The sequence below is a fragment of the Halorubrum sp. SD626R genome (assembly GCF_001261915.1).
Classification (GTDB): Archaea; Halobacteriota; Halobacteria; order Halobacteriales; family Haloferacaceae; genus Halorubrum.
Genome location: NZ_CVRT01000014.1, coordinates 1 through 11444, shown reverse-complemented (window position 1 = coordinate 11444; position 11444 = coordinate 1). Strand labels below are relative to the sequence as shown.

The window sequence follows — 11444 nt, the reverse complement described above, 5'->3', positions numbered from 1 at the left end:
CGAACCGGTCGAGGTCGTGTTTCACCGCGTAGGTGTGCATCATCTCGATGCTGCAGCAGGCGATACCGAACTGCAGCATGAACATCGAGGAGCCGCGACACCAGTTCAGGAACTTGTCGAACTTAGTGAGGATGAACGGCGAGGAGCCGAACGCCTCGCGGAGGCGGGAGTTGAACCGGTCTCCCTGCCCGGTCATCCGGGCGTCCCGCGTCTCGGTCACGACTTGCGATTCGTCGGTGATGAATGGTTGATCGCTGCTCATTAGTTGAGGTCACGCTCCGTTTTTCTGCTGGTCGCGCGGGGGCTGCGGGCCCAGCTGATCGCCCCCGACCGCCACGCCCAGACGAGCCCGATCGCGAGGATCCCGACGAAGGCCAACATCGGCCACAGCAGGGCGGTCATCGGCACGCCGGCCTGGATCGCCGGGCGGTAGATGACGGCCCACGGGAACAGCAACACGGTCTCGATGTCGAACACGACGAACAACAGCGCGACCATGTAGTACTGGATGTTGAACCGGATCTTCGTCCCGCCGGTCGGGGTCTCACCGGACTCGTAGGTGGTGCTTTTACCGGTCTCAGGCACGCTCGGACGGAGCAACGCCGACACGGTCATCATCCCTATCGGGATGAGCAGGCCGACGGCCGCCAAGGCGCCGATCGCTATCCAATCGCTCATATAGGTCTCCGTAACGTGCTGGGGTTTGGACCGCCCCCTCATAAGCGTTGAGTCTTGTGCGTCCGCGTCCGTACGGGCCGGTATCGCCCGTTCGCGGTCGAAGCGGCGGCGAACTGACTGGCTGTCGCCGATCCGGATCGGCGTGCGAGTCGATCGGAGGAGTACCCTGACGGCGAACGGAGCGCACTCATGCACTTCCGCGCGGTGCGGTCGGCGCGAGCCAGCACGCGCGAGATCGCCGGCGCTACGCCCCGACGGCAAAGCCGCCGCCGACGGGGCTGGGGAGGTGTGAGGCTGCGTGCCGTGCAGTGCGGGGCGGGAATCAAAGGAGAGGCGCGCGTCGTGGCGCCTGGGGATCTGAAGATACTCACCGCGAAGTCAACGATCGCGTGTTACCGAGCGGCTGGGACTTTGGAGGTATCCGTCGCGCCGACGACTGATTACCGGTCTCTGAACCCGTCGATCCCGAGATCGTGGAGGTCCGCGGAGACGTCTGCGACGCCGCCCTTGAGGTCCTCGTGGTACTCGATCAGTCGCCCCTCTATCTCGTCGTGTTCGCGCGCGAGCACCTGCGCGGCCGAGAGGGCGGCGTTGAACGACTTCCCCGCGTCGACCGCGACGATCGGGGCGCCGGTCGGCATCCCGATGACCGAGTCGACCGACTTCTCCTGAACCGGGACGCCGATCACGGGGATCGGGTACGCGATCGACGCGGTCATGTTCGGGAGGTCGGCGGACTTCCCGCCCGCGCCCGCGATGACCACGTCGAGGCCGCGGTCGGCGGCGGTCTCGCCGTAGGCGTACATCAGTTCGGGCGTTCGGTGCGCGGAGACGACGTAGCTCTCGTAGGTGAACCGGGCGTCGGGCGCCTCGTCGAAGTCCGTCTGCTCCGCGAAGCCGAGCTCGTCGAGCGCCTCGTAGGCGCCCTCCATGACGGGGAGGTCAGAGTCGGAGCCCATGATGATCCCCACGTCCGGAGTCGTTTCGGGGTGGGCGTCCGCTGCGGCCTCCGCTTCGAGGCGGTCGATGAGATCCTGAACGGTCGGCATGGACGAGCGTTCGGCGGAGGCCGGTAAGGAAGTGCCGGATGCGGCGACGCCGGAGCCGACGAGGCTGGAGAGGCGCGAGGTGCGGTCGTTGTGCTGGGAGGGGCTCAAAGAGGCAGTCGCCGGCGGCTTCGCCGCCGGCTGCCAGAGGCGCCTTGCGCCTCGCAGCTGAGGCTTTGCGGGCGTTCACTGTCGATCCAGCCTCATCCGCTCATACACGAGCGAGCGGGCCTTCGGAGTGGTTCATCGCATATCGATCGCAACGCCTTTCACAACTAAGTAATATTACTAGGTTGTATGCACGGATTCGACGGCTTCAGCGACGTGAGCGAGACCGACGTGACGAAGGCGATCGGCAACGAGTGGACCGACGGGTTCCTCGATTTCACGGAGTCGGACGTGATCGTCCTCGGCGGCGGTCCCTCCGGCCTGATGGCCGCCAAGGAGCTGGCCGAGCGCGGCGTGAAGGTGATGATCGTCGAGAAGAACAACTACCTCGGCGGCGGCTTCTGGCTCGGCGGGTTCCTGATGAACACGGTCACCGTACGCGACCCGGCCCAGGAGATCCTCGACGACCTCGACGTCGACTACGATCCCGTCGAGGACGTGGACGGCCTCTACACCGCCGCCGGGCCGGAGGCCTGTTCCGGCCTGATCAAGGCGGCCTGCGACGCCGGGGCGCGCGTCCAGAACATGACGGAGTTCACCGACCTCGTCGTCCGCGACGACCACGAGGTCGGCGGGATCGTGATGAACTGGACGCCGGTCCACGCGCTCCCGCGCGAGATCACCTGCGTCGATCCCATCGCGGTCGAGTCCGACCTCGTCATCGACGCGACCGGTCACGACGCGGTCGCGATCAGCAAGCTCGACGAGCGCGGCGTCCTCTCGGCGCCGGGCATCGAGCACGCCAAGGAGCACAACACCGGCATGGACCAGACCGGCGACGACCAGTACGGCGCTCCCGGCCACGACTCGCCGGGCCACGACTCGATGTGGGTCGGCGAGAGCGAGGACCAGGTCGTCGAGCACACCGGCGTCGTCCACGACGGCCTGATCGCCTCGGGCATGGCGGTCGCGACCGCCCACGGCCTCCCGCGGATGGGTCCGACGTTCGGCGCGATGCTCGTCTCCGGGAAGCGCGCCGCGCAGGCCGCGCTCGACGAACTGGAGGTCGACGGACCCGCGGTCGAGCTTTCCGCCGGCGACGCGCCCGCCCCGGCCGACGACTGAGACGCAAAAACGCAGACGGGCGAAACCGCAGTTGTTCGTGTATGAGTCGCCGCTGACGCTCCGACTCCGAACCCCTCCACGCCCGCTGTGACTCGGGTATACGCGCTCGACCATTGACCGACAGCGAACACCGCCAAAGCCCCAGCCGTGAGGGCTCGGTGCGCTCGCTGCGCTCCTCGCTCAGTCACCCCGTTCCTTCGCTGCGGTGCTTGCGTCGCGCGCCTTCGCCCTCACGGCTGCCCCTTTGATTCCCGCCCCCGCACAGCACCGCAACCGCAGCCTCACGCCTCCCCAGCCTCGCGGCTCACGCTTCGCGGCTGCGCCGCTCGCGTTCGCCGCGTCCCTCGCGCGTGCGACTCGCGCCCTGCGGGCGCTCGTCGGCACGCGCCGCCGCACGTCCGATGACCAGCGATCGTCGCCGCCTATCCGAATCGCGGCTCTCACCCGGATCGTCCGTCACGAACGTTCACTCGGTCCCGACTCAACCGTGTGCCTTTTTCCGCCCCTGCGCCGAACCCGGCCGTATGCGCAACGCCAAGATCGTCTGCACGATCGGTCCCGCCTCGGACGAGCGGGACACGATCCGCGCCCTCGCCGACGCGGGGATGTCCGTCGTCCGGCTGAACGCCAGCCACGGGACGACGGCCCACCGCGAGAAGGTCATCGAGCGGGCCCGCGCGGTCGACGACGCGATCGACGACCCGCTCGCGGTGATGGTCGACCTGAAGGGCCCGGAGGTCCGCACCGCCGAGCTCGACGAGCCGATCCAGCTCGCGACGGACTCGGAGGTGACGTTCGTCGAGGGCGACGACGCCACGCCCGAGCGCGTGGGACTCACGCACTCCATCGCGGCGGCGGGACCGGGCGACACGATCCTCCTCGACGACGGGCGGATCGAGTGTCGCGTCGAGCGCGTCGACGGCGAGTCGGTCGTCGCGACCGTCGTCTCCGGCGGGAAGCTCAGCTCGCGGAAGGGCGTCAACCTCCCGGGCGTCGCCATCGACGTCGACCTGATCACGCCGGAGGATCAGGCGGAGCTCGACTTGGCCGTCCGGGCGAACGCCGACTTCGTCGCGGCCTCCTTCGTGCGCAACGCCGACGACGTCTACGAGGTCGCCGACGAGCTGGAGCAGCGCGGCGGCGACGACATCCCGGTCATCGCGAAGATCGAGCGGGCGGGCGCGGTCGAGAACCTCGACGGCATCGTCGACGCGGCGGACGGCGTGATGGTCGCCCGCGGCGACCTCGGCGTGGAGTGCCCGCTGGAGGACGTCCCCGTCATTCAAAAGCGGATCATCCGGAAGTGCGTCAACGCGGGCGTCCCCGTCATCACCGCGACGGAGATGCTCGACTCGATGGTTCACTCCCGCCGGCCGACCCGCGCCGAGGCCTCCGACGTCGCCAACGCGGTCCTCGACGGGACCGACGCGGTGATGCTCTCGGGCGAGACCGCGATCGGCGACGACCCGGTCAACGTCGTGGAGACGATGGACCGTATCGTCCGCGAAATCGAGTCGAGCGAGGAGTACGCCGAGACGCGCGAGCAGCGCGTCCCGGCCGCGGCGGAGGGCTCCCGGACCGAGGCGCTGGCGCGCTCGGCCCGCTATCTCGCCCGCGACATCGGCGCCTCGACCGTCGTCGCGGTCTCGGAATCCGGCTTCACGGCCCGCAAGACCGCGATGTTCCGCCCGGGCGTCCCCGTGGTCGCGACCACGCCGAACGACCGCGTCCGGCGTCAGCTCGCGCTCTCGTGGGGGGTCCGTCCCGTCCTGACGGAGTACGCCCCCGACATGGAGACGATCCTCGACAACGCGGTCGACGCCGCGCTCGACATCGGCGGGGCCTCCTCCGGCGACACGCTGGTCGTGCTCTCCGGCATGCTGACCGAGTTGGAGGGGACGAACACGACGAACACGCTGAAGGTCCACGTCGCGGCCGAGACGCTCGTGACGGGGAAGGCGACGGTCGCGGGGCGCGTCGCCGCTCCAGTCTACCGGACCGACGACGGCGACCTGAGCGAGGTCCCCGAGGGCTCGATCGTCGCGCTCGGTCCCGACTTCGAGAGCGAGTTCTCCGGCGACCTCGGTCGGCTCGCCGGGATCGTCGACGCCCACGAGGGGATGACCGGCTACCCCGCGGTCGTCGCCCGCGAGATCGGCGTCCCGATGGTCTCCGGCGCGACGCTCCCGGAGAGCGTCGCCGACGGCGACGTGGTCACCATCGACGGCGAGCGCGGCATCGTCTACGACGGCGACGTGATCGCGGCGGCGCGCAAGCGGTAGCCCGCGTTTCCTCCGAACCGCACCCACCAGCCATTTACCGCCGACGCGCCTACCCCTGAGCATGTCCAGCGACGAGAACGGCGGCGACGAGGCCGTCACCGGTGAGGACGCCGGCGACGGCGACACGCGGATCCGGGCGAACGAGACCCGGGCCGACGCCGAGGCGGGCGACGAGCGCCAGTGGCGGTTCGCCGTCGACGACGTGGGGCCGGACGGCGTCACCGAGGACACCGGCACGCCCGACGACGAGCCGATCGAGCCGGGAGCGATCGACGCCGAGAACGCCGCCCTGGTCGCGCTCGGCGTCGCGATCACGGTCGGCGTCCTCCTGTTCGGGTTCTGAGCCGCGCCCGGATCGCCGGAATCGCGCCGGCCTCCAGACCGCCGACGGCCCCGCGCGCACCATCACTTATGCCGACGCGCCCGTACGTCCGGACATGGATCTGCTCTCGGGACTCGGACCGCTCCTCCAGTCCGGACTGATCAGTCCGGACTGGAGGAGCGGTCCGAGTCCCGAGAGCAGATCCATGTCCGGACGTACGGGCGCGTCGGCATAAGTGATGGTGCGCGCGGGGCCGTCGGCGGTCTGGAGGCCGGCGCGATTCCGGCGATCCGGGCGCGGCTCAGAACCCGAACAGGAGGACGCCGACCGTGATCGCGACGCCGAGCGCGACCAGGGCGGCGTTCTCGGCGTCGATCGCTCCCGGCTCGATCGGCTCGTCGTCGGGCGTGCCGGTGTCCTCGGTGACGCCGTCCGGCCCCACGTCGTCGACGGCGAACCGCCACTGGCGCTCGTCGCCCGCCTCGGCGTCGGCCCGGGTCTCGTTCGCCCGGATCCGCGTGTCGCCGTCGCCGGCGTCCTCACCGGTGACGGCCTCGTCGCCGCCGTTCTCGTCGCTGGACATGCTCAGGGGTAGGCGCGTCGGCGGTAAATGGCTGGTGGGTGCGGTTCGGAGGAAACGCGGGCTACCGCTTGCGCGCCGCCGCGATCACGTCGCCGTCGTAGACGATGCCGCGCTCGCCGTCGATGGTGACCACGTCGCCGTCGGCGACGCTCTCCGGGAGCGTCGCGCCGGAGACCATCGGGACGCCGATCTCGCGGGCGACGACCGCGGGGTAGCCGGTCATCCCCTCGTGGGCGTCGACGATCCCGGCGAGCCGACCGAGGTCGCCGGAGAACTCGCTCTCGAAGTCGGGACCGAGCGCGACGATCGAGCCCTCGGGGACCTCGCTCAGGTCGCCGTCGTCGGTCCGGTAGACTGGAGCGGCGACGCGCCCCGCGACCGTCGCCTTCCCCGTCACGAGCGTCTCGGCCGCGACGTGGACCTTCAGCGTGTTCGTCGTGTTCGTCCCCTCCAACTCGGTCAGCATGCCGGAGAGCACGACCAGCGTGTCGCCGGAGGAGGCCCCGCCGATGTCGAGCGCGGCGTCGACCGCGTTGTCGAGGATCGTCTCCATGTCGGGGGCGTACTCCGTCAGGACGGGACGGACCCCCCACGAGAGCGCGAGCTGACGCCGGACGCGGTCGTTCGGCGTGGTCGCGACCACGGGGACGCCCGGGCGGAACATCGCGGTCTTGCGGGCCGTGAAGCCGGATTCCGAGACCGCGACGACGGTCGAGGCGCCGATGTCGCGGGCGAGATAGCGGGCCGAGCGCGCCAGCGCCTCGGTCCGGGAGCCCTCCGCCGCGGCCGGGACGCGCTGCTCGCGCGTCTCGGCGTACTCCTCGCTCGACTCGATTTCGCGGACGATACGGTCCATCGTCTCCACGACGTTGACCGGGTCGTCGCCGATCGCGGTCTCGCCCGAGAGCATCACCGCGTCGGTCCCGTCGAGGACCGCGTTGGCGACGTCGGAGGCCTCGGCGCGGGTCGGCCGGCGGGAGTGAACCATCGAGTCGAGCATCTCCGTCGCGGTGATGACGGGGACGCCCGCGTTGACGCACTTCCGGATGATCCGCTTTTGAATGACGGGGACGTCCTCCAGCGGGCACTCCACGCCGAGGTCGCCGCGGGCGACCATCACGCCGTCCGCCGCGTCGACGATGCCGTCGAGGTTCTCGACCGCGCCCGCCCGCTCGATCTTCGCGATGACCGGGATGTCGTCGCCGCCGCGCTGCTCCAGCTCGTCGGCGACCTCGTAGACGTCGTCGGCGTTGCGCACGAAGGAGGCCGCGACGAAGTCGGCGTTCGCCCGGACGGCCAAGTCGAGCTCCGCCTGATCCTCCGGCGTGATCAGGTCGACGTCGATGGCGACGCCCGGGAGGTTGACGCCCTTCCGCGAGCTGAGCTTCCCGCCGGAGACGACGGTCGCGACGACCGACTCGCCGTCGACGCGCTCGACGCGACACTCGATCCGCCCGTCGTCGAGGAGGATCGTGTCGCCCGGTCCCGCCGCCGCGATGGAGTGCGTGAGTCCCACGCGCTCGGGCGTGGCGTCGTCGCCCTCGACGAACGTCACCTCCGAGTCCGTCGCGAGCTGGATCGGCTCGTCGAGCTCGGCGGTGCGGACCTCCGGGCCCTTCAGGTCGACCATCACCGCGAGCGGGTCGTCGATCGCGTCGTCGACCGCGCGGGCCCGCTCGATGACCTTCTCGCGGTGGGCCGTCGTCCCGTGGCTGGCGTTCAGCCGGACGACGGACATCCCCGCGTCGGCGAGGGCGCGGATCGTGTCCCGCTCGTCCGAGGCGGGACCGATCGTGCAGACGATCTTGGCGTTGCGCATACGGCCGGGTTCGGCGCAGGGGCGGAAAAAGGCACACGGTTGAGTCGGGACCGAGTGAACGTTCGTGACGGACGATCCGGGTGAGAGCCGCGATTCGGATAGGCGGCGACGATCGCTGGTCATCGGACGTGCGGCGGCGCGTGCCGACGAGCGCCCGCAGGGCGCGAGTCGCACGCGCGAGGGACGCGGCGAACGCGAGCGGCGCAGCCGCGAAGCGTGAGCCGCGAGGCTGGGGAGGCGTGAGGCTGCGGTTGCGGTGCTGTGCGGGGGCGGGAATCAAAGGGGCAGCCGTGAGGGCGAAGGCGCGCGACGCAAGCACCGCAGCGAAGGAACGGGGTGACTGAGCGAGGAGCGCAGCGAGCGCACCGAGCCCTCACGGCTGGGGCTTTGGCGGTGTTCGCTGTCGGTCAATGGTCGAGCGCGTATACCCGAGTCACAGCGGGCGTGGAGGGGTTCGGAGTCGGAGCGTCAGCGGCGACTCATACACGAACAACTGCGGTTTCGCCCGTCTGCGTTTTTGCGTCTCAGTCGTCGGCCGGGGCGGGCGCGTCGCCGGCGGAAAGCTCGACCGCGGGTCCGTCGACCTCCAGTTCGTCGAGCGCGGCCTGCGCGGCGCGCTTCCCGGAGACGAGCATCGCGCCGAACGTCGGACCCATCCGCGGGAGGCCGTGGGCGGTCGCGACCGCCATGCCCGAGGCGATCAGGCCGTCGTGGACGACGCCGGTGTGCTCGACGACCTGGTCCTCGCTCTCGCCGACCCACATCGAGTCGTGGCCCGGCGAGTCGTGGCCGGGAGCGCCGTACTGGTCGTCGCCGGTCTGGTCCATGCCGGTGTTGTGCTCCTTGGCGTGCTCGATGCCCGGCGCCGAGAGGACGCCGCGCTCGTCGAGCTTGCTGATCGCGACCGCGTCGTGACCGGTCGCGTCGATGACGAGGTCGGACTCGACCGCGATGGGATCGACGCAGGTGATCTCGCGCGGGAGCGCGTGGACCGGCGTCCAGTTCATCACGATCCCGCCGACCTCGTGGTCGTCGCGGACGACGAGGTCGGTGAACTCCGTCATGTTCTGGACGCGCGCCCCGGCGTCGCAGGCCGCCTTGATCAGGCCGGAACAGGCCTCCGGCCCGGCGGCGGTGTAGAGGCCGTCCACGTCCTCGACGGGATCGTAGTCGACGTCGAGGTCGTCGAGGATCTCCTGGGCCGGGTCGCGTACGGTGACCGTGTTCATCAGGAACCCGCCGAGCCAGAAGCCGCCGCCGAGGTAGTTGTTCTTCTCGACGATCATCACCTTCACGCCGCGCTCGGCCAGCTCCTTGGCGGCCATCAGGCCGGAGGGACCGCCGCCGAGGACGATCACGTCCGACTCCGTGAAATCGAGGAACCCGTCGGTCCACTCGTTGCCGATCGCCTTCGTCACGTCGGTCTCGCTCACGTCGCTGAAGCCGTCGAATCCGTGCATACAACCTAGTAATATTACTTAGTTGTGAAAGGCGTTGCGATCGATATGCGATGAACCACTCCGAAGGCCCGCTCGCTCGTGTATGAGCGGATGAGGCTGGATCGACAGTGAACGCCCGCAAAGCCTCAGCTGCGAGGCGCAAGGCGCCTCTGGCAGCCGGCGGCGAAGCCGCCGGCGACTGCCTCTTTGAGCCCCTCCCAGCACAACGACCGCACCTCGCGCCTCTCCAGCCTCGTCGGCTCCGGCGTCGCCGCATCCGGCACTTCCTTACCGGCCTCCGCCGAACGCTCGTCCATGCCGACCGTTCAGGATCTCATCGACCGCCTCGAAGCGGAGGCCGCAGCGGACGCCCACCCCGAAACGACTCCGGACGTGGGGATCATCATGGGCTCCGACTCTGACCTCCCCGTCATGGAGGGCGCCTACGAGGCGCTCGACGAGCTCGGCTTCGCGGAGCAGACGGACTTCGACGAGGCGCCCGACGCCCGGTTCACCTACGAGAGCTACGTCGTCTCCGCGCACCGAACGCCCGAACTGATGTACGCCTACGGCGAGACCGCCGCCGACCGCGGCCTCGACGTGGTCATCGCGGGCGCGGGCGGGAAGTCCGCCGACCTCCCGAACATGACCGCGTCGATCGCGTACCCGATCCCCGTGATCGGCGTCCCGGTTCAGGAGAAGTCGGTCGACTCGGTCATCGGGATGCCGACCGGCGCCCCGATCGTCGCGGTCGACGCGGGGAAGTCGTTCAACGCCGCCCTCTCGGCCGCGCAGGTGCTCGCGCGCGAACACGACGAGATAGAGGGGCGACTGATCGAGTACCACGAGGACCTCAAGGGCGGCGTCGCAGACGTCTCCGCGGACCTCCACGATCTCGGGATCGACGGGTTCAGAGACCGGTAATCAGTCGTCGGCGCGACGGATACCTCCAAAGTCCCAGCCGCTCGGTAACACGCGATCGTTGACTTCGCGGTGAGTATCTTCAGATCCCCAGGCGCCACGACGCGCGCCTCTCCTTTGATTCCCGCCCCGCACTGCACGGCACGCAGCCTCACACCTCCCCAGCCCCGTCGGCGGCGGCTTTGCCGTCGGGGCGTAGCGCCGGCGATCTCGCGCGTGCTGGCTCGCGCCGACCGCACCGCGCGGAAGTGCATGAGTGCGCTCCGTTCGCCGTCAGGGTACTCCTCCGATCGACTCGCACGCCGATCCGGATCGGCGACAGCCAGTCAGTTCGCCGCCGCTTCGACCGCGAACGGGCGATACCGGCCCGTACGGACGCGGACGCACAAGACTCAACGCTTATGAGGGGGCGGTCCAAACCCCAGCACGTTACGGAGACCTATATGAGCGATTGGATAGCGATCGGCGCCTTGGCGGCCGTCGGCCTGCTCATCCCGATAGGGATGATGACCGTGTCGGCGTTGCTCCGTCCGAGCGTGCCTGAGACCGGTAAAAGCACCACCTACGAGTCCGGTGAGACCCCGACCGGCGGGACGAAGATCCGGTTCAACATCCAGTACTACATGGTCGCGCTGTTGTTCGTCGTGTTCGACATCGAGACCGTGTTGCTGTTCCCGTGGGCCGTCATCTACCGCCCGGCGATCCAGGCCGGCGTGCCGATGACCGCCCTGCTGTGGCCGATGTTGGCCTTCGTCGGGATCCTCGCGATCGGGCTCGTCTGGGCGTGGCGGTCGGGGGCGATCAGCTGGGCCCGCAGCCCCCGCGCGACCAGCAGAAAAACGGAGCGTGACCTCAACTAATGAGCAGCGATCAACCATTCATCACCGACGAATCGCAAGTCGTGACCGAGACGCGGGACGCCCGGATGACCGGGCAGGGAGACCGGTTCAACTCCCGCCTCCGCGAGGCGTTCGGCTCCTCGCCGTTCATCCTCACTAAGTTCGACAAGTTCCTGAACTGGTGTCGCGGCTCCTCGATGTTCATGCTGCAGTTCGGTATCGCCTGCTGCAGCATCGAGATGATGCACACCTACGCGGTGAAACACGACCTCGACCGGTTCG

The 11444-nt window shown here is 69.4% G+C and carries 10 protein-coding genes and 2 pseudogenes; 6 read left to right on the top strand and 6 right to left on the bottom strand.

Features of this window, described 5'->3' with window-relative positions:
- The 3 genes and pseudogenes from SD626R_RS00680 to purE (SD626R_RS00670) all read right to left on the bottom strand — a co-directional run.
- Positions 1–262, bottom strand: a pseudogene (locus SD626R_RS00680) (NADH-quinone oxidoreductase subunit B); the annotation flags it as partial.
- Positions 262–678: an NADH-quinone oxidoreductase subunit A gene (locus SD626R_RS00675; protein ID WP_092562085.1), complete on the bottom strand. Its 417-nt coding sequence runs from the start codon at positions 676–678 to the stop codon at positions 262–264. The pseudogene SD626R_RS00680 and the gene SD626R_RS00675, both read right to left, overlap by 1 nt.
- Before the next feature lie 440 nt (positions 679–1118).
- Positions 1119–1727 carry a 5-(carboxyamino)imidazole ribonucleotide mutase gene (gene purE, locus SD626R_RS00670; RefSeq protein ID WP_092562073.1) on the bottom strand — a complete coding sequence of 203 codons (609 nt, stop codon included), beginning with the start codon at positions 1725–1727 and terminating at the stop codon, positions 1119–1121.
- A 294-nt stretch (positions 1728–2021) separates the two neighbouring features.
- Here purE (SD626R_RS00670) and SD626R_RS00665 point away from each other — a divergent pair, with 294 nt between their 5' ends.
- The 3 genes from SD626R_RS00665 to SD626R_RS00655 all read left to right on the top strand — a co-directional run bounded on the left by SD626R_RS00665 (position 2022) and on the right by SD626R_RS00655 (position 5582).
- Positions 2022–2957, top strand: coding sequence for a sulfide-dependent adenosine diphosphate thiazole synthase (locus tag SD626R_RS00665; protein ID WP_092562076.1), 936 nt, complete (start codon positions 2022–2024; stop codon positions 2955–2957).
- 524 nt (positions 2958–3481) lie between these two features.
- Positions 3482–5239, top strand: a complete 1758-nt coding sequence (gene pyk, locus SD626R_RS00660) for a pyruvate kinase (RefSeq protein WP_092562079.1) — start codon at positions 3482–3484, stop codon at positions 5237–5239.
- Positions 5240–5300: 61 nt separating this feature from the next.
- Entirely contained in the window at positions 5301–5582 is a 282-nt protein-coding gene (locus tag SD626R_RS00655; protein ID WP_092562082.1) for a DUF7312 domain-containing protein, read from the top strand.
- 280 nt (positions 5583–5862) lie between these two features.
- Here the strand turns inward: SD626R_RS00655 and SD626R_RS00650 are convergent, their stop codons facing one another.
- The 3 genes from SD626R_RS00650 to SD626R_RS00640 form a co-directional block, all read right to left on the bottom strand.
- Complete coding sequence (locus SD626R_RS00650) at positions 5863–6144, bottom strand: DUF7312 domain-containing protein (RefSeq protein WP_092562082.1); 282 nt, start codon at positions 6142–6144, stop codon at positions 5863–5865.
- 61 nt (positions 6145–6205) lie between these two features.
- Positions 6206–7963, bottom strand: coding sequence for a pyruvate kinase (gene pyk / locus SD626R_RS00645; RefSeq protein ID WP_092562079.1), 1758 nt, complete (start codon positions 7961–7963; stop codon positions 6206–6208).
- 524 nt (positions 7964–8487) lie between these two features.
- Positions 8488–9423: a sulfide-dependent adenosine diphosphate thiazole synthase gene (locus SD626R_RS00640; RefSeq protein ID WP_092562076.1), complete on the bottom strand. Its 936-nt coding sequence runs from the start codon at positions 9421–9423 to the stop codon at positions 8488–8490.
- A 294-nt stretch (positions 9424–9717) separates the two neighbouring features.
- Here SD626R_RS00640 and purE (SD626R_RS00635) point away from each other — a divergent pair, with 294 nt between their 5' ends.
- The 3 genes and pseudogenes from purE (SD626R_RS00635) to SD626R_RS00625 all read left to right on the top strand — a co-directional run.
- Complete coding sequence (gene purE / locus SD626R_RS00635) at positions 9718–10326, top strand: 5-(carboxyamino)imidazole ribonucleotide mutase (protein ID WP_092562073.1); 609 nt, start codon at positions 9718–9720, stop codon at positions 10324–10326.
- Between the two features lie 440 nt (positions 10327–10766).
- Positions 10767–11183 carry an NADH-quinone oxidoreductase subunit A gene (locus tag SD626R_RS00630; RefSeq protein ID WP_092562085.1) on the top strand — a complete coding sequence of 139 codons (417 nt, stop codon included), beginning with the start codon at positions 10767–10769 and terminating at the stop codon, positions 11181–11183.
- Positions 11183–11444, top strand: a pseudogene (locus tag SD626R_RS00625) (NADH-quinone oxidoreductase subunit B); the annotation flags it as partial. The gene SD626R_RS00630 and the pseudogene SD626R_RS00625, both read left to right, overlap by 1 nt.

Excerpts from the sequence above, each read along its gene's own strand:
- SD626R_RS00675 (WP_092562085.1), bottom strand. The coding sequence starts at position 678 with ATGAGCGATTGGATAGCGATCGGCGCCTTGGCGGCCGTCGGCCTGCTC.
- purE (WP_092562073.1), bottom strand. The coding sequence starts at position 1,727 with ATGCCGACCGTTCAGGATCTCATCGACCGCCTCGAAGCGGAGGCCGCA.
- SD626R_RS00665 (WP_092562076.1), top strand. The coding sequence starts at position 2,022 with ATGCACGGATTCGACGGCTTCAGCGACGTGAGCGAGACCGACGTGACG.
- pyk (WP_092562079.1), top strand. The coding sequence starts at position 3,482 with ATGCGCAACGCCAAGATCGTCTGCACGATCGGTCCCGCCTCGGACGAG.
- SD626R_RS00655 (WP_092562082.1), top strand. The coding sequence starts at position 5,301 with ATGTCCAGCGACGAGAACGGCGGCGACGAGGCCGTCACCGGTGAGGAC.
- SD626R_RS00650 (WP_092562082.1), bottom strand. The coding sequence starts at position 6,144 with ATGTCCAGCGACGAGAACGGCGGCGACGAGGCCGTCACCGGTGAGGAC.
- pyk (WP_092562079.1), bottom strand. The coding sequence starts at position 7,963 with ATGCGCAACGCCAAGATCGTCTGCACGATCGGTCCCGCCTCGGACGAG.
- SD626R_RS00640 (WP_092562076.1), bottom strand. The coding sequence starts at position 9,423 with ATGCACGGATTCGACGGCTTCAGCGACGTGAGCGAGACCGACGTGACG.
- purE (WP_092562073.1), top strand. The coding sequence starts at position 9,718 with ATGCCGACCGTTCAGGATCTCATCGACCGCCTCGAAGCGGAGGCCGCA.
- SD626R_RS00630 (WP_092562085.1), top strand. The coding sequence starts at position 10,767 with ATGAGCGATTGGATAGCGATCGGCGCCTTGGCGGCCGTCGGCCTGCTC.